The organism is Microbispora sp. CSR-4 (assembly GCF_008033685.1).
Taxonomy (GTDB): Bacteria; Actinomycetota; Actinomycetes; order Streptosporangiales; family Streptosporangiaceae; genus Microbispora.
In genome coordinates, this window is the sequence record NZ_VJVX01000055.1 from 18,356 (window position 1) to 35,370 (window position 17,015).

Annotated in this window: 17 protein-coding genes and 1 pseudogene; 8 read left to right on the forward strand and 10 right to left on the reverse strand. The window is 72.4% G+C overall.

The window, feature by feature from the left end:
* Positions 1-9: 9 nt before the first annotated feature.
* The 4 genes and pseudogenes from FLV34_RS31130 to FLV34_RS31145 all read right to left on the reverse strand — a co-directional run bounded on the left by FLV34_RS31130 (position 10) and on the right by FLV34_RS31145 (position 5,745).
* The gene (locus FLV34_RS31130; RefSeq protein WP_142651389.1) at positions 10-2,553 is read right to left on the reverse strand and encodes a cation-transporting P-type ATPase; all 2,544 of its coding nucleotides are present in this window, start codon (positions 2,551-2,553) and stop codon (positions 10-12) included.
* A gap of 79 nt (positions 2,554-2,632) precedes the next feature.
* The gene (locus FLV34_RS31135) at positions 2,633-4,084 is read right to left on the reverse strand and encodes an amidase (RefSeq protein ID WP_147944794.1); all 1,452 of its coding nucleotides are present in this window, start codon (positions 4,082-4,084) and stop codon (positions 2,633-2,635) included.
* 305 nt (positions 4,085-4,389) lie between these two features.
* Positions 4,390-4,749 (reverse strand): annotated as a pseudogene (locus FLV34_RS31140) (VOC family protein); the annotation flags it as partial.
* A gap of 78 nt (positions 4,750-4,827) precedes the next feature.
* The gene (locus FLV34_RS31145) at positions 4,828-5,745 is read right to left on the reverse strand and encodes an MOSC N-terminal beta barrel domain-containing protein (RefSeq protein WP_315985219.1); all 918 of its coding nucleotides are present in this window, start codon (positions 5,743-5,745) and stop codon (positions 4,828-4,830) included.
* 166 nt (positions 5,746-5,911) lie between these two features.
* Here FLV34_RS31145 and FLV34_RS43465 point away from each other — a divergent pair, with 166 nt between their 5' ends.
* From FLV34_RS43465 to FLV34_RS40835, 3 genes are all read left to right on the forward strand, one after another.
* On the forward strand, positions 5,912-6,082 hold the full coding sequence (locus FLV34_RS43465; RefSeq protein WP_221890012.1) for a DUF5999 family protein: 171 nt from the start codon (positions 5,912-5,914) through the stop codon (positions 6,080-6,082).
* Complete coding sequence (locus FLV34_RS31150; RefSeq protein WP_168066493.1) at positions 6,079-6,627, forward strand: ATP-binding protein; 549 nt, start codon at positions 6,079-6,081, stop codon at positions 6,625-6,627. Before FLV34_RS43465 ends, FLV34_RS31150 begins: the two co-directional genes overlap by 4 nt.
* Positions 6,628-6,857: 230 nt before the next feature.
* A complete protein-coding gene (locus FLV34_RS40835; protein ID WP_168066490.1) occupies positions 6,858-7,199 on the forward strand; it encodes an STAS domain-containing protein in 342 nt (113 codons plus the stop codon).
* Between the two features lie 25 nt (positions 7,200-7,224).
* Here the strand turns inward: FLV34_RS40835 and FLV34_RS31160 are convergent, their stop codons facing one another.
* Entirely contained in the window at positions 7,225-8,091 is an 867-nt protein-coding gene (locus FLV34_RS31160) for an aldo/keto reductase family oxidoreductase (RefSeq protein ID WP_147944795.1), read from the reverse strand.
* Positions 8,092-8,218: 127 nt separating this feature from the next.
* Here FLV34_RS31160 and FLV34_RS31165 point away from each other — a divergent pair, with 127 nt between their 5' ends.
* Positions 8,219-8,665: a helix-turn-helix domain-containing protein gene (locus FLV34_RS31165; protein WP_142651383.1), complete on the forward strand. Its 447-nt coding sequence runs from the start codon at positions 8,219-8,221 to the stop codon at positions 8,663-8,665.
* A 64-nt stretch (positions 8,666-8,729) separates the two neighbouring features.
* Here FLV34_RS31165 and FLV34_RS31170 read toward each other — a convergent pair whose 3' ends face one another.
* The 4 genes from FLV34_RS31170 to FLV34_RS31190 form a co-directional block, all read right to left on the reverse strand.
* Positions 8,730-9,215 carry an FBP domain-containing protein gene (locus FLV34_RS31170; RefSeq protein WP_142651382.1) on the reverse strand — a complete coding sequence of 162 codons (486 nt, stop codon included), beginning with the start codon at positions 9,213-9,215 and terminating at the stop codon, positions 8,730-8,732.
* Between the two features lie 462 nt (positions 9,216-9,677).
* Positions 9,678-10,919, reverse strand: coding sequence for an RNA polymerase sigma factor (locus FLV34_RS31180; RefSeq protein ID WP_142651381.1), 1,242 nt, complete (start codon positions 10,917-10,919; stop codon positions 9,678-9,680).
* A complete protein-coding gene (locus FLV34_RS31185; protein WP_142651380.1) occupies positions 10,916-11,239 on the reverse strand; it encodes a YciI family protein in 324 nt (107 codons plus the stop codon). Before FLV34_RS31185 ends, FLV34_RS31180 begins: the two co-directional genes overlap by 4 nt.
* Positions 11,240-11,293: 54 nt before the next feature.
* Positions 11,294-11,914, reverse strand: a complete 621-nt coding sequence (locus tag FLV34_RS31190) for a dihydrofolate reductase family protein (RefSeq protein ID WP_142651379.1) — start codon at positions 11,912-11,914, stop codon at positions 11,294-11,296.
* A 377-nt stretch (positions 11,915-12,291) separates the two neighbouring features.
* Here FLV34_RS31190 and FLV34_RS31195 point away from each other — a divergent pair, with 377 nt between their 5' ends.
* From FLV34_RS31195 to FLV34_RS31210, 4 genes are all read left to right on the forward strand, one after another.
* Positions 12,292-12,882: a DinB family protein gene (locus tag FLV34_RS31195; protein WP_142651378.1), complete on the forward strand. Its 591-nt coding sequence runs from the start codon at positions 12,292-12,294 to the stop codon at positions 12,880-12,882.
* A gap of 202 nt (positions 12,883-13,084) precedes the next feature.
* Positions 13,085-14,134 carry a DUF418 domain-containing protein gene (locus tag FLV34_RS31200; RefSeq protein WP_147944797.1) on the forward strand — a complete coding sequence of 350 codons (1,050 nt, stop codon included), beginning with the start codon at positions 13,085-13,087 and terminating at the stop codon, positions 14,132-14,134.
* A gap of 319 nt (positions 14,135-14,453) precedes the next feature.
* Entirely contained in the window at positions 14,454-15,272 is an 819-nt protein-coding gene (locus FLV34_RS31205) for a putative protein N(5)-glutamine methyltransferase (RefSeq protein WP_222709682.1), read from the forward strand.
* 78 nt (positions 15,273-15,350) lie between these two features.
* On the forward strand, positions 15,351-16,235 hold the full coding sequence (locus FLV34_RS31210; RefSeq protein WP_142651376.1) for a fructosamine kinase family protein: 885 nt from the start codon (positions 15,351-15,353) through the stop codon (positions 16,233-16,235).
* Between the two features lie 71 nt (positions 16,236-16,306).
* Here FLV34_RS31210 and FLV34_RS31215 read toward each other — a convergent pair whose 3' ends face one another.
* Complete coding sequence (locus tag FLV34_RS31215; RefSeq protein WP_142651375.1) at positions 16,307-17,011, reverse strand: MerR family transcriptional regulator; 705 nt, start codon at positions 17,009-17,011, stop codon at positions 16,307-16,309.
* Positions 17,012-17,015 lie beyond the last annotated feature (4 nt).

Consider the following 17,015-nt stretch of genomic DNA (forward strand, 5'->3'; position numbering starts at 1 on the left):
AAACCACCCTCAGATTCGCCCTGGTTCGTGCTGCCCGTCCCCGCTCCCGCCGGGCTCCGCGGTGACCCTTCGGCGGCGACCGCGATCTCGTGCTTCGCCGCGGCGCATCCCGTCCGTGCGCAGGGCGTCGCACAGCAGCACGGTGAGCACGGCCGCGGCCACGGCCATCGCCCAGCCGAGCGGCGGCAGCGGCACCAGGGCCAGCGGAGCCCCGAGCACCGGCACCGCCGTCACAAGGACCTGCAGGAGCAGCGTGGCCGACACGGCCGCCGCCACCGCCCGGCCGTGCCACCAGCCCCGCTCGAACGTCCGCCGCCGCGCCCTGACCACGTACGCGAGGGTCAGGCGGGCGAAGACCAGGGCGAGCACGGCCTGGGTGCGCACCTGCTCGTCGCTCCAGCCGAGCCGCCTGGCCGTCTCCACGATGGCGAACACCAGCACCGCGACGACCACCGAGCGCACGAGGATGCGGCGCAGCACCCGCCACGACAGCAGCCCGTCGCCGCGCGGGCGCAGGGCGAGCGGGTCGCCCGCAGGCCGGTCCACACCCAGCGCGATCGCCGGGATGCCGTCCAGGACCAGGTTGATCCACAGCAGGTGCACCGGCAGCAGCGGCACGACCAGGTCGGGCCAGACGAGCAGGCCGGTCAGGACGATGAGGATCTCCGCGAGGTTGCCGGCGAGCAGGTAGCCGATCATCGAGGCGACGTTGTGGCGCAGGCGGCGGCCCTCCCGCACGCCGGTCACGATCGTGCCGAGCTCGCCGTTGGTCACCACGACGGCGGCGGCCTCGCGGGCGACGTCCGTGCCCTCCTCTCCGGCCATGGCCACGCCGACGTCCGCGTGGCGCAGCGCCGGGGCGTCGTTCACGCCGTCGCCGGTCATCGCCACCACATCGCCGCGTTCCTTCAGGGCCCGCACGAGGTCGAGCTTGACCTCCGGGTCCACCCGCGCCACGACGGCGGCCTCGGGCAGCCGCGCCCGGCCGCCGTCCCCCTCGATCGCCGCGCCGGTGACGAGCGGCTCGGGGTCGATCCCGACCTCCCTGGCGACGGCGCGGGCGGTCTCCGCGTGGTCGCCGGTCACCATCACGACCCGGATGCCGGCGCCCCGGCAGTCGGCCACGGCCTGGCGGGCCGAGGCCCGGATCTCGTCCTGGAGCGCGACCAGGCCGACCGGGCGCAGCCCGGTGGCGTCGAGGTCGCCCGTGCGTCCCTCCGCCAGCGCGAGCACCCGCAGCCCCCGCCGGGCCAGCTCCGGCACGGCCTCCGCCAGCCGATCGGTCTGCCCCCCGGGCGCGCAGCGGGCCAGCACCACCTCCGGCGCCCCCTTGACCGTCAGCAGCGGCGGCCCGCCGTCCAGCGCGGTGACCACGGCCATCGACCGGGTCTCGGCGTCGAAGGGCCGCGCGTCGAGCCGGGTCTCCGCGGGCGGGAGCCGTACGCCGTGCCGGGCGGCGGCCTCGGCCAGCGCCACGTCGACCGCGTCGCCCACCCCGTCGCGGGCGTCGTTGCAGCGCAGCGCGGCCCGCCACAGATCGGCGCCCGGAACGGCGATGTGGTCGGCGACGGTCAGGTGGCCGGTGGTGAGCGTGCCGGTCTTGTCGGTGGCGATGACGGTGGTGGCGCCCAGGGCCTCCATCGCCGGCAGCCTGCGTACGATCACTCCGAGGCGGGCCATCCGCTGCGCGGCCATGGCGAGCGCGGTGGTGACGGCGGCGGCCATGCTCTCGGGCACCGCGGCGATGGCCAGCGCCACCCCGGCCAGGATGATGTCGATCAGGGTGGCCTCGCCACGGCTCACCCGGGTCAGCCCGATGAGGACCATGAGCGTTCCCGCCGCGACCGCCAGCAGGCCGATGCGCCGCGACACCTGGCCGAGCTCGATCTCCAGCGGCCCCTTGCCCCCGCCGCCGAGGGCGGTGGCGATGCGCCCCACCTCGGTGCCGGATCCCGTACGCAGCACCTCGGCCGTGCCCGAGCCGCGCACGACGAGCGTGCCGGAGAAGATCTCGCCGGTGCGGTCGCCCAGCGGCACGTGCGGGCCCGCCGCGCCGCCCGCGCGCTTGTCGGCCGACAGCGACTCCCCCGTCAGCAGCGCCTCGTCCACCGCGAGCGCGCTGGTTTCGACCAGCCGGGCGTCGGCGGGGACCCTGTCCCCGGCCGCGACGGTGACGATGTCGCCCGGCACGACCTCGGCCGCCGGGATCCGGCGTGCGACGTCGCCGCGTACGACGGTCGCCATCGGCGCGGTGAGGGTGTGCAGGGCCCGCACGGCCTTGTCGGCCTTGGTCTCCTGGGCGACCCCGATCACGACGTTCACCAGGAGGATGGCCAGGATCGCCGCGCCCTCGGGCACCTCGCCGAGCACGAGGAGCGTGACCAGCCCGGCGACGAGCAGCAGGACGGACATGGGGTCCGCGAGCTGGCGGGCGGCCCGCACGAGCAGGTTGGGCGGCTTCGGCTGGGGGATCTCGTTGGGTCCGTGCTCGGCCAGGCGGCGCGCGGCCTCTTCCTCGGTCAGCCCGGACAGGGTCCGCACAGCGGGTTCCATGCCCCCAGCAGATCATCCGGGCCGCGGCGGCGGCTCCGGGCGAAAGCCACCGGCCCGGAGGACCTTCGGCCCCGGCCTTTCATGCCGGTGGCTGGAAGCCGCCGATCCGCTGTTCGAGCAGTTCGGCCAGCCGCAGCGGGGTGCGGTCTTCGAACATCGGGCCGATGAGCTGCACTCCCACCGGCAGGCCCTCGGGCGACCGGCCGGCCGGTACGGCGGTGGCGGGCAGGCCGGGCATGGTGGCCAGGCCGGCCCAGACGAGCTGGTCGAAGTACGGGTGTTCGACGCCGTCGATGTCGATGAGCCGTTCCAGCGGATTGGGGTGGTGGTCGTGCGGGAACGCGGGCGTCGGCGTGATCGGGCACACCACGACGTCGAACTCGGCGAACAGCCGCCGCCAGCCGTGGCGGTGGACCTCGCGGCGGTGGTTCGTCTCCAGCCATTCGCGGGGGCTGAACAGCATGGCGCGCAACCGTACGGCGCTGAGACTCCCGTCGTCCGGGCTCAGCTCGTCGGCGCGGGCCCGCAGCTGGTCGAGCGATTCGAGGGGAAAACGCGCGACGGTGCCCGAGACCAGCAGCTGCATGTAGAGCGTCGCGGCTTCGGCCAGATCGGGCAGCAGCGGGCTGTGCCGTTCGACGCGGGCGCCGCCGTCGGCCAGCGCGGCGGCCACCCGCTCCACGCCCGACCGCACGGCGGCCCCGGTCGGAAGCAGCGGATGCTCGTCGATGACCAGGACCCGGAAATCCCCGAGCCGCTCGTGGCGGGCGGGCGGCAGCGCCAGACGGTGCGCCACGCCGTACGTCAGCGGGTCGGGCCCCGCCATGACGTCGAGCAGGAGCGTCAGGTCGCGGGCCGTGCGCGCCATCGGACCGACGACGGCCAGGTCGAGATCGACCGGCCAGGCCGGCTCGCCCGGCGGGACCATGCCGCGGGTGGCCGCCAGCCCGAGCGTCGGCTTGTGCGCGTAGACGCCGCAGAAGTGCGCGGGGGTGCGCAGCGAGCCGGCGAGGTCGGAGCCGATGGACAGCGCCCCGAACCCGCACGCCAGGGCCGCCGCCGACCCGCCGGAGGATCCGCCCGGCGTGCGACCGGGATCCCACGGGTTGGCAGTGGTGCCGTAGATCTCGTTGAAGGTCTGGATGTCCTGCAGCCCCAGCGGCACGTTGGTCTTGCCGAGCACCACCGCGCCCGCGGCCTTGAGCCGCGATACCTGCACCGCGTCCTCGGCCGGCACGAAGTCCCGGTGCTGCGGCATGCCCCAGGTCGTGGGCAGCCCGGCGATGTCGAACGATTCTTTGACCGTCACCGGGATGCCGAGCAGCGGCCGGTCCTCCCCACGTGCGCGGGCCCGGTCGGCGTCGCGCGCGGCGGCCCGCGCACGGTCGAAGTCCGGCACGCAGACGGCGTTGATCGCCTTGTCGTCCCGCTCGATGCGGGCGATCGCCTCGTCGGTCAGTTCCACCGAGCTCACGTCACCGGCACGCAATGCGGCCGCGAGGTCTTCGGCCGATAGATAACTCCATTCCATGAACGCGACTCTAATCGCCTGCCGTAAACGCTCGCCTCCGCATGGTCGCCCGCATTCACCGGAGAAAACGAAACGGCCATGCGCTCGTTATGCCGCCGAAGACGCTTCGCCCCAGGTCGGCGGGGCTATCGGCAGATCGGCTCCATTGGCAAGGGCATGGCAAGGGCATGAATTCCGCTTCGGCGCAACGAGGTGGACATCTCACTTCTCGTCGTGCGGATCAGGCTGCCGGCTATTCATTCGGCCGATGGCCATGGCGAGCGAGAATTGTCAAACGCTCAATTGCCGCCGAGGGCGGCCGGGCGGAGGACGCAGAACTCGTTGCCCTCGGGGTCGGCCAGCACCGTCCACGGCACGTCGCCCTGCCCCACGTCGGCGGGCGTCGCCCCGAGCTCCTGCAACCGCGCGACCAGCTCCGCCTGATGGGCCGCGGAGGTGGTGGCGAGATCCAGGTGCACGCGATATCTCACCGTCTCGGGGTCCGGTACGGCGACGACGTCGACGCACACGGCGGCAGGGTCCGGCCAGGTGAAGTTCTGGGGTTCGACGTTGGTCACCCCGGGCCCCTCACTGGAGACACCCCAGCCGAGCGCGTCCGCCCAGAACCGGCCGAGCGCCGCGTCGTCCCGGGCCTTGAAGTTCACCTGTACGAGTCGTAGCGGCATGCCGCCCACCCTAGGGCAGGCCGATATGCCGGAATGATCCGTACGTATTCGGCTCAACGGCTGATAGCGGAGGCCGGGTCAGGGCTGGGTGGCGAGGACGGTCACCGGGTCGCCGACCTTGATCTCGCCATAGTCGCGAGGGATGAAGCGGACACCGAACCAGGTCTTGCCGTCCCAGCGGCGATGACGGGCCAGCGTACGGATAGGTTCCTTGCCCTTCTCCAAGGTGGTGGGGTCGTAGGTGGGCACGGCGCAGCGGTCGCAGAGCTCGGACATGCGGAAGCGGAGGGCGCCGATGCGGATCTCGCGCCAGGTGTCCTCGACATAGGGCGGAAAGCCGTCCACGACGAGGCTGGGGCGGAAGCGGGCCATGTCGAGAGGGGCGGGCGCCTCCTCCTGACGTTCCAGGGCGCCCTCGGCGATCCAGTCGTCGAGCTGACGGAGGGAGGAACGGGAGGTCAGCAGGAAGGGGGCGTCCCCGGCGAAGCTGACGACGTCGCCCGGCAGGCCGCCGTGGGAGGCCGGTACGGCGCAGCGGCGGGGATCGTCGAGCCAGACGAGGCGCGCGGGCTTGCCCAGCAGGCGGGTGAACCAGTCATGGGCCTCCTGATGGGCGAGGACCACCGTGTCCACCTCCACGAAGTGGACGGGGACGCGTTCACCGGTGGCCGGAGGGACCTTCAGCTCCGGCATGCCGGGAGCCTCGAGAAGGAGGCCGCCCTCGGCGGTGGGGGTCGCCACGACGGAGAGCATCCGCGGGTTCTCCCCGACCCAGTGCAGGTTGCCCGATTCGTCCACCACGGCCCACCGGCGGTCCCCCGCCAGCCCCCACGGCTCCACGATCGCCGAATCAACAATCCACCCAGAAACCGACTTAACCGGATATCTACGGATCTCGGCCAGCTCCACACCGTCAGCGTACTTCCGAGGATCACTTCTCGATAGCCACGAAATTCGGCCGCTTCCCCTGCCGATGGGCCGAAGGCCACCCGGCACGACGGGGGTGCGGTTTTACCCCCGCTCTACCCCGACCGGGCGCCCGTTTTGCGAACATGTCGGGAAGACGTATCCGTATGGGTGTTTTCCCCCTGCCAACCCCACGACCTGCGCAGGCAGTCTGGGAGTCTCTTGAAGACCGCGTGACAGCGAGGGGGAATCCATCATGTGCCGGCACCACACGCCGTGCCTGCCGGCGGCCGTTCCCGACCGCGACGAGGCCCGCGTGATCGTGCCCGGCCTCCGGCAGGGATGGGACACGCCGGGCGACGGCGGCGGGCCTTGGGCCAACGGACAGAGCATCCCCACCCACAAGGCAGCGGGGTGTGCAGCGTGAGCGTGATCTACTCTCCTCTCGGCAGCGGGCCGATGCCGGCGTCGTACGGCCGCGAACCGGGCGGCGGCCTGGGGCGCCGTCACTCTTCCATGCGTGACCGCTGGGAGACGCTGTGGCGCCGGGTCGGCGACCTGGCGATACAGCTCGTGGACGGCGCCGACCTCGAGGAGGCGTCGTGGCGGTTGCCCGCACGGCCGGCATCGTGCGGCCGGGCCCGCCGCCTGATCCGCAAGCAGCTGAGCGCCTGGGGCATGGAACATGTGTCCGACGAGGCGGAGCTCCTGGTGAGCGAGCTGGTCGCGAACGTGCTGCGTCACACGTGCTGCGACGATCTCACCCTGAGGATCTCGACGGTGAACGGGCTGTTGCGCTGCGAGGTCGAGGACTGCAACGAGGGGATCCCCAGGATGCGCTGGCCCGCCCCGGACGACGAGAGCGGCAGAGGACTGTACATATTGGACTCGCTTGCCTGCTGCTGGGGCACCGACCGCACCCGCAGCGGCAAGATCATGTGGTTCGAGCTGCCGTCCTATGCCGGCCGCTGACGGCCGGTGCGCTCCCGGCAGGAGGACAGGTGCGAGCCGCCGTGACGGCGGAGAGCGCGATGTGCCGGCCTCAGCCCTACCGCCGGGGCCTGAGCGGGCCGTCGCACCTGTCCCGAAAGAGGAACGGCGCGACCGGCCGAGCAGGGCCGGGTGCGAGCACAGGACTGGATCCGGGCACAGGGCCACCCCCCGACTGGAGCGGTCATGTTGACATGATCGGGAAGGACGAGATGGGAAGGCTACATATCGACGTCGGTTACAAGCCGCCCCACGCGGTGTTCGCTCTCAACGGGGAGCTCGACATGGCCACCGCCCCATACCTGGACGACGTGTTCACGCGGGAATACGAGGCGGGCCACCGGAAGGTGATCCTCGACGTGGGGAGTCTCACCTTCTGCGACTCGTACGGCCTGCGGACGATGCTGCGCCTGCAGGACCGGTGCGCCGCGGACGGCGGCCGCCTGGTGCTGGCCCAGTCGCGCGGGATGCTGGCGCGGGTGCTGAACCTGACCGGTCTCGAACGCGCGCTCGTCCAGTTCGACACCGTGGAGCGGGCCACGGCCGAGTGCTGATCCCCGCTCCCGAGCGGCTGCGCCGCTAACGGCCGATCTTGTCCAGCTCGGCGACGTCCTCGTCGGAGAGCGAGAGCCCGGCGCCCGCGACGTTCTCGCGCAGGTGCGTCACCGACGAGGTGCCGGCGATCAGCAGGATGTTCGGCGACCGCTGGAGCAGCCAGGCCAGGGCGACCGACATCGGCGTCGCGCCCAGTCCGCCGGCCACCGCCGACAGCGCCGAGGACTGCAGGGGGCTGAAGCCGCCGAGCGGGAAGAAGGGCACGTAGGCGTTGCCCTCGCCGGCGAGCTCGTCGATCAGCTCGTCGTCGTGCCGGTGGGCGAGGTTGTACATGTTCTGCACGCAGACGATCGGCGCGATCGTCCGCGCCTCGGCGACCTGCTCGGCCGTCGCGTTGCTGACTCCGAGGTGGCGGATCAGGCCCTGCCTCTGGAGCTCGGCGAGCGTCTCGAAGGGCTCGGCGAGCGAGCCGGGCCGGGGTCCCCGGGCGTCGCCGAGCCGGAGGTTGACCAGGTCGAGCACATCGAGGCCGAGGGTTTCGAGGTTCTCGTGTACGGCGCGGCGCAGGTCGTCGGGCCGCCGGGCCGGGGGCCAGCCGCCGTGCTCGTCGCGGGTCGCGCCGACCTTGGTCGCGATGTGCAGCGATTCCGGATAGGGGTGCAGCGCCTCGCGGATCAGCTGGTTGGTGACGCGCGGTCCGTAGGCGGCGGCGGTGTCGATGTGGGTGATCCCGAGCTCGACGGCCTCGCGGAGGACGGCGAGGGCGCCGTCGCGGTCGGCGGGCGGGCCCATGGCCCCGGGGCCGGCGAGCTGCATGGCGCCGTAGCCGAACCGGGTGACGGTCAGGTCGCCCAGGGTCCAGGTGCCGCCGGGGATCGGGAGCGTGCTCATGCCTCTGTCCTTCGTATCGTGCTAGGTGGTGCCTGTCGGTTCGCTGCATCAGTATTAGGGTGCAACTTACCGAGAGGAAGTAGGCACTTCAGAGTGCGTAAGGCACCCCGGATCGAAGGAGCGGCCGATGGCGACGATGACGGCGGCACAGAAGAGGGCCCAGGCCAAGGCGGAATACGACGCCTTCCTCGCGGCGTGCCCCAGCCGCAGACTGCTCGACCGGATCTCCGACAAGTGGGTCGCGCTGATCCTGGCCGCGCTGGGCAGCGGCGGCGGCTCGCCTCAGCCGGACGCCGGCTGCGCCGGCGAGCCCCGGTCGATGCGCTACTCGGAGCTGGCGCGCCGGCTGGCCGGCGTCAGCCAGAAGATGCTCACCCAGACGCTGCGTTCCCTGGAGCGTGACGGCCTGGTCACCCGCACCGCGACGCCGACCGTGCCCGTCACGGTCTGCTACGAGCTGACCGACCTCGGTCTCTCCCTGTACGAGATGGTGCGCGGCCTGAAGACCTGGGCCGAGACGCACATGGACGACGTGCTCGCCAGCCGCGCGGCGTACGACGCCCGCACCCACTGACGCCCGGCGACGGCCGTCGCGCCGCGCACGCGGGACGCGGCGGCCACCCGGGCGCCTTCTGCGATCACCCGCTCACCTTCCGCAGGAACTCGCTCACGTTGACCGCGGTCCTGCCGATCTTCTCTTCGAGCGTGAGCGATTCCGGCATCCGCCCGCCGGGCCCGACGTCCTTCTTGCCCCGCAGATAGAGGGAGCAGGCCAGGTCGGTGCAGATGTAGGCGCCCACCGAGTTGCCGCCGCCCCCGGCGCGGCGCGCGGTCATCAGCGACACGCCGTCACCGGTGTGCGTGGTCAGGCAGAGCGAGCACATGCTGCGCCGTACATGTCCGGCGTTCGGGGCGGCCCGGCGCAGCGCCACCCCCACCAGCCGGTCGCCCTGCTCGGCGACCAGGTACGCGCGACCTGGTGAGGAGGGGTCCTGCCAGCCCAGGAAGTCCAGGTCGTCCCAGGGCCGCGCGTCCAGATCCCTGGGGACGGCAAGGCGCTTGACCTCGCCCTTTGTGCAGTTGACGAACGATGCGCGGATCTCGCGCTCGGCGATCGGCCTCATAGGCAAAAACCTATCGGCAGCCGAATTTCGGGGCAAACCATTAAGTTTTTTCCTAGGAACCCTAGGAAGTCACGCCAGGCAAATCGTTCGACCCACTAACGAATGTGTTATCGTTCGAAAGTAAAACGTTCAATACACTAACGTTTGCTTGGCGAACGAACCCCCCTGGAGCCGAAGATCGTGATCAAGCCGTTCCGCATCGCCATCCCCCAGGCCGACCTCGACGACCTGACCGACCGGCTCGCCCGCACCCGCCGGCCGAACGGCGGTACGACATCCGGCGCTGGTCGGAGTTCGAGCGCGGCGGCCACTTCGCCGCGATGGAGGTGCCCGAGCTGCTCGCCGGGGACGTGCGGGACTTCTTCCTCACCCTGCTCGACAAGCGCCTGCTCGACAAGCCCGAGAGCCGGGTCCCGGACGCGTGATCGTCACGGGACCCCGGGCACGATGGGTCGGGATGCGTCACGGGAGCCGGTCGCGGCGGCGGGTCAGCGACGCGATCTCGGCGCTGTTCCCCGCCAGGCCGATGGCCGTGTCGTAGGCCGCGCGCGCCTCACGACCACGGCCCAGCCGGCGCAGCAGATCGGCACGGGTGGCGTGGTAGGCGTGATAACCGGCCAACCGGGCCTCAAGCCGGTCGACGGCCGCCAGCGCCACCTCCGGGCCGTCGAGCTCGGCGACCGCGACGGCCCGGTTGAGCGCGACGACCGGCGAGGGATCGATGCGGACGAGCTGGTCATAGAGGGCGAGGACCTGCGACCAGTCGGTGTCGCGCATGTCACGGGCGGAGGTGTGCACGGCGTTGATCGCCGCGAGGATCTGGTAGCGGCCCGGGGCCACCCCGGCGGCGGCAGCGGCGAGGCGCTCGCGCACCAGCCGGTGCCCCTCGGCGATCAGCGCCGTATCCCAGGCCCCGCGGTCCTGCTCGTCGAGGGCGACCAGGTCACCGCCGGCCGAGACCCGGGCGGGACGGCGGGCCTCGGTCAGGAGCATCAGCGCCAGCAGCCCGGCCACCTCACCGTCATCGGGCAGCAGCACCCGGATCAGGCGGGTGAGCCGGATCGCCTCGGCGGTCAGCTCCTGCCGTACGGGATCGGCGCCGGGGCCGGTGGACAGGTAGCCCTCGTTGAACACGAGATAGAGGACGGCGAGGACGCCGGAGACGCGCGCCGGGAGGTCCTCCGCCGACGGCATTCGATAGGGGATGCGCGCCGCCTTGATCTTGGCCTTCGCCCGGGTGATCCGCTGCCCCATGGCGCTCTCGGCCACCAGGAACGCGCGGGCGATCTCGGGCATGGTCAGCCCGGCGACCATGCGCAGCGTCAGCGCCACGCGGGCCTCCATGGCCAGTGCGGGGTGACAGCAGGTGAAGATCAGCCGGAGCCGGTCGTCGTCGATGACGCCGACCGGCTCGGGCGGGTCGTCGTCGTGGACCATCCGCGCCTCCCTGTGCTTGTCGTCGCGTTTGCTCTCGCGGCGGATCCGGTCGATGGCCTTGCGGGCGGCGGTGGTGGTCAGCCAGGCGCCGGGGTTGGGCGGCACGCCGTCGGCCGGCCACCGCTCGACGGCGGTCGCGAACGCCTCGGCGGCCGCCTCCTCGGCGATGTCGAGGTCGCTGAAGCGCCTGGTCAGGGCGGCGACCACCCGTGCCCATTCCGTACGGTGGGCCTGGGTGATCGCCTCGCGTACGTCGATCCTGTTCACAGGAACGGCCGCACCTCGACTTTCCGGTTGCAGGCTTTCGACCCCTCGGCCGCCAGCCTGAGCGCCACGTCGAGGTCGGCGGCCTCGACGATCCAGAAACCGGCGAGGAACTCCTTCGACTCCAGGAAGGGCCCGTCGGTGACCATCGCCGCCCCGTCCCGGTTGTCGACCACGGTGGCCGTGCCGGGCGAGGCGAGGCCGCCGGCGAAAACCCAGTGGCCCTCGGTCTGGAGCCGGTCGTTGAACACGTCGATCGCGGCGTCCTCCTCCGGGGTGGCGAGGCCGGGGCGGTCGTGGATCACGGAGAACAGGTACCGCATCTGAAGATCATCTCCTGTGGCATCGGGGCTGGGAGGGCGTACGGGTCGGGGACGTCACGGTGTCGCGTACTGCGGGCGCCCCGCCGGGCGGTAGACCTGGATCGTCACACCCTTGGCGTCGGCGCGCGACTCGATCAGGTCGAGCGCGAGGTCCGGGCCGGCGTCCGGGAACAGCCGCACGCCCTGGCCGACGATGACGGGAACGACGATCAGCGTCATCTCGTCGACCAGGTCGTGCTCCAGCAGCCACCGGGTCAGGATGCCGCTGCCGTGCACCTGCAGCTCACCTCCCGGCCTGGCCTTCAGGCCGGCGACGGCGGTCGCGAGGTCGCCGGGCAGGACGGTGGTGCCCGGCCACGCCGGTTCGGTGAGCGTGGCCGACGCGACGTACTTCGGCCGGGTGTTCAACGCCCGCACGACGGGCTCCCAGCCGGGGGCGTCCTCGACCGTCATGGTCCCCCACGACCCGGCGAACAACTCGTAGGTCCGCCGCCCGAACAGGAACGCGTCGGCGCGCTGGTAGGTCTCCTTGATGTACGCGTGGGTCTCCTCGTCGCCCTTGCCCAGGGCCCATCCGCCGCGCTCGAATCCGTTCCTGAGGTCCTCGTCCGACGCGCCGCCGTTCCCCTGCATCACTCCGTCGAGGGTCACCTGGGTCATGGTCGTCAGCTTCATGGTCGCGTTTCCTTCTCTGGGCGCCGCTGGGCGCCGCCCTTGTGGGCGGCCTCACCCCTGCTACGAACGCCTCCGCCTCGATCCGACACCGCCTCGCGGACTTTCTCGCGAAAATGCCGGATGCAGGGGACGGGCGCAGGGGGTGACGGTTCGAGTGCGAAGCGTTACCATTCGATGACCGAGCGTTGAAGTAAGCCCCGCCAAGGAGCGTCGCGAAGAGGGCTCCGGCCCGGCTGGAAGAGCATCTTCATCGTCTGGTGACCCCGGCTCCGCCCCGTCCCGCCCCCGGCACCGTCCAGGGGCGGGACGTTTCACGTGACGCCAGGACCCCGGAAACTCCGGTGCGGGCCGTCGGCGCCGGCTGGCAGACTGCGCGGATGACCACATGGGATCCGAAGAACGACCTGCACCGCTATCTGCAAACCGCCCGCGACGCTCTGCTGTGGAAGCTCGACGGGCTCTCCGAATATGAGATCCGCCGCCCGCTGACGCCCACCGGCACCAATCTCCTTGGGCTCGTCAAACACCTCGCGGGGGTGGAGGCGGGCTACTTCGGCGAGGTCTTCGGACGGCCGTTCGGCGAACCGATGCCATGGATGGAGGACGACTCCGAGGACAACGCGGACATGTGGGCCACAGAGGACGAGTCGCGTGACGACATCATCGGCCTGTACCGCCGGGTGTGGCAGCACGCGGACGCCACGATCGCCGCGCTGGCGATCGACGCGACCGGCCGTGTGCCGTGGTGGCCGGACGAGCGGAGCGAGGCGACGCTGCACCAGGTCCTGGTGCACGTGATCGCCGAGCTCAACCGGCACGTCGGCCATGCCGACATCGTCAGGGAGCTCATCGACGGAGCCGCCGGGCTGCGGGACGGCGGTCTCAACCTGCCCTCCGGCGATCAGAAGTGGTGGGAGGACTACCGGAACCGGCTGGAGGAGACGGCACGGCGAGCCGCCCAGGCCTGATCGCTTCCGGGCCGCTCAAACGCGCCGTTCAACGCACACGCGGTTCGAACAATGCCCTTCGGATCGCGCCGGTCGGGCCTCGTTGTTCGAGCGGCGATGTCGGGGCCGTCGGAGAAACCGGCCGGAAGTACGGTCGCGGGCGGCCGGAACCATGCTTCCGGCCGATAACGGCGAAGGGCCGCCGTCCGCAGGATGAGGGCTCATGCACCGTGAGAACACCTCCTCCCCCGCCGTACGCCTCCGGCCCGGCGAGGGCGGCCACGCCACCACCTCGGCGGGCCGCCCGCGGATCGCCGCGCTCGACGTCGTGCGCGGGTTCGCCCTGTGCGGCATCCTGCTCGCCAACGTCCAGCCGATCGCCGCGACCGGCGCGTTCACCGCGACGTCCGATCCCGGGGGCGCTGAGGCCGCCTGGCTGGGCCTGCTCGTCGAGCAGCGCTTCTTCCCGATCTTCTCCCTGCTCTTCGGCGTCGGGTTCTCGCTGCTGCTGGACTCCGCGGCCGCCCGCACCGCCCGCCCGCGCGTGGTCCTGCTGCGCCGGCTCCTGGTGCTGCTCGCGCTCGGCGTGGCGCACTTCGTGCTGCTGTGGCACGGCGACATCCTGAGCACCTACGCCGCCATCGGCCTGCTGGTGCTGCTGCCCTCGACCTGGCTGCCCCGCCTGGCCGTCGCCGCCCTGGCCCCCGTGTTCATCGCCGTGTCGCTGCTCATCGGAGGCGACCGGCTCGTCCTGATCGCGGGGCTGTTCCTGCTGGGCTCGGCACTGGTCCGCTATGGCATGATCGACCGGCTGGAGCGGTCGGCGCGGGTGCCGGCCGTGCTCGCCTTGGTCCTGGCCGCCGCCGCGGCGCCCGTGCTGTGGCTCCAGACCCGGTCCGACTCGGTGAGCCGCGCCTTCAGCATCTCGCTGGCCGGGGCCGGGCTGCTGATCGCCGGGGTGTACGTCTGCGTCCTGCTGGTCGCGCTCAGGACCCCGCTGCGGCCGGTTCTGCAAACGGTGTTCGCGCCGCTCGGGCGGATGGCGCTGACGAACTACCTGTCCGCGACGGTCCTGGTGCTGGTGGCGAGCCTCGCTTTCGAGGGTCCGCCGCACACCTGGCCGGGCTCGACCGTGCTCCTGATCGCCGGCGTCATCCTCGCCGTCCAGTGGGTGTGGTCCACCCTGTGGCTGCGCCGCTATCGGCAGGGCCCGCTGGAGTGGCTGTGGCGCTGGGCCACCTGGGCCCGCCGCCCGCCCCTGCGCCGCGGGTAGGCGGCGCGTCACGGGGAGACCGGCCCCCGCCTTTCCCGGCCCCGCCTTTCCAGCCCCTGCCTTCGGGGCCCGGCACTTCGGGGCCCGGCCCTTCCAGCCCCCGTCTTTCCCGGCCGTGCCTTCCTGCCCCTGCCGTCCGGGCCCGGGGTGTGAGGGTGCGCGTACGGGCTGGTGTAGGGTGCCGGTCACGGCGGCGACGACGCGAGGAGGTGAGCCCCATTTCCGCTGAACAGGTCGGGTGCTCCCTTCTCCCCATGCGTTCGGTCGCGTAGAGGCAGGCGACCGCGGGAGCGCCCTCGGCACATCGAAAGGCTCTCCCTTGTCCCTGTCCTTCTCCCCCGCTCTTCCCCCGATCGTGGCCCGGCTGCGGGCCGCCGGATGCGTGTTCGCCGAGGACGAGGCCCGTCTGCTGGTCTCCGCCGCGCGTACGCCCGCCGAGCTCGATGACATGGTGGACCAGCGCGCCCGCGGCCTGCCTCTGGAGCACGTCGTCGGGTGGGCCGAGTTCTGCGGTCTTCGGGTGGCCGTCGATCGGGGGGTCTTCGTGCCCCGGCCGCGCAGCGAGTTCCTGGTGCGCCAGGCCGCCGCACTGGCCCGGCCTGGCGCGGTCGTCGTCGACCTGTGCTGTGGCTCGGGCGCGCTCGGCGCGGCGCTGGCCGCCGCCGTCGGGCCGGTCGAGCTGCATGCCGTGGACGTCGATCCCGCCGCCGTACGCTGCGCCCGCCGCAACCTCGCCGCGCTGACCGGAGGTGGAGTGTACGAGGGCGACCTGTACGCGGCCCTGCCCGCCGCCCTGCGGGGCCGGGTGGACGTGCTGCTCGCCAGCCCGCCGTACGTGCCCACCGGCGCGATCGGGCTGCTGCCGCCGGAGGCGCGCGTGCACGAGCCGCAGGTCGCGCTCGACGGCGGCGCGGACGGGCTCGACATCGTGCGGCGGGTCGTCGAAGGGGCGGACGGCTGGCTCGCGCCGGGTGGCCACCTGCTGGTGGAGACCAGCGAGGCCCAGGCCCGCAAGACCGTGGACGCCGTCGCCCGCGCGGGGCTCGCCGCCCGCCTGACGTACGACGAGGAACTGGACGCGACCACCGTGATCGGCACCAGGCCCGGCCCCATCAGCCCCACCGGCCCCGCCGGCTGAGTGGCCACGGCGGCGGAAACCGGTTGATCGGCTCCGGGGCCCTCGTCCGGGCCCCAGGGGAGGAGAAGGAGCTCATCCGTGACCGACACGACGTCCCTGCTGCTGGAACGCCTGCACGCGGCCGGGCTGACCGACGTCGCCGCCGTCGAGCCCGCCACCGGTGGCCTCGCCGCGACGGCGGGGCTCGCGCGCCGCGGCGACGGCACGCCGGTGTTCGTGAAGGCGTTCGGCGAGCCGCCGTCGGACGACGTCTTCGCCGCGGAGGCCGAAGGGCTCACCGTGCTGCGCGAGGCGGGTGGCGTCGCCACGCCCGAGGTCGTCCTCGCGGGCCGCGACCTGCTCGTGCTGTCCGTGCTGCGGCCCCGGCCGGGCACCAGGGCCTTCTGGGAGCGGTTCGCGCACACGCTCGCCCGCCTGCACACAACCACACGGCACCCGCGGTTCGGGTGGCACCGGGACAACTGGCTGGGCCGTCGCCGCCAGGTCAACACCTGGGACGACGACGGGTTCGAGTTCTTCGCCCGGCACCGCCTGCTGCGCTGGCTCGGCGAGCCGCGCGTACGGCAGGCGCTCGACGGCGCGGACCGGGCGGCGCTGGAGCGGCTGTGCGCCCGGCTGCCCGAGCTGCTGCCGGTCAGGCCCGCTTGCCTGACGCACGGCGACCTGTGGGCCCAGAACGTCATGGCCACTCCCGACGGGCGGCCCGCGCTGATCGACCCGGCCGTGTCGTACACGTGGGCCGAGGTCGACCTGGCCCACATCTGGACGACGGCGCCACCGCCCGAGGCACAGGTGTTCTTCGAGCTGTACGCCGAGCTGACCGGGCTCGACCGCGACTGGCGCGACCGCATGCCGATCATCCAGTTGCGCCAGCACCTGGCGGTGATCGCCCAGTTCGACCCCGACTGGGGCGCCGCCGACCTGGTGCGGGCCACGCTCGCCCCGTTCCGGCGCCGGCTCTGAGCCGTCTGCCAGAGCCTGTGACGCGGAGTCTAGGTGTTAGGAGGCCGTAAGGATCAGCGAATCAGGCGTGCTCAGCCGGTGACGTAGTCGTGCAGGCGGGCCGACCCTTCGAGCATGGCGACGGCCGTGGCGGCCAGGGCCGCTTCACGCTCGGCGAGGGCGGCGCGCAGCGCCTCGGTGCTGCCGGTGCGGCGCAGGCCGTCGAGCACGTCCCCGATCCGCGCCAGCGGATAACGCCCCTGCCGCAGCATGTGGATCATGCGGGCGTCGCGGACCTCGGCCGGGCCGTACCACCGATAGCCGGTGCCGGGCTCGCGCTGCGGCGTCAGCAGCCCGGCGGACTCCCACACCCGCAGCGCCGAGGTGCGTACGCCGAGGAGGGCGGCCACCTCACCGATGCGCAGAGCGGACTGCGGCGCGGCCGGGCCGCCGGGATCCTGCCCGGCCACCGCTTCGAGCGCCTCCCCCGTCGCCCGCAGGGCGAGCCGCTGCTGGTGCAGCGCGGCGTGGCAGGCGTCCACGAGGGCGAGCGCGCCCGTCAGGTCGCCGTCGTGCACCGCCAGCATGATCGAACGGGCGGCCTCCCAGCCGTACCCCTTGGCCAGCGCCCGGTAGGCGAGCAGGGCGTCGCGGTGCCGCGTGTCGAACCTGCGGTAGCCGGCGGCCGTCCGCTCGGCGGGCGGGAGGATTCCCGCGTCGGCGTAGTTGCGGATCTGCTGGGTGGAGACCCCCGCCTCCCGGGCCAGGTCGACGGGGCGCAGCGCCCTGGGACTCACCTGT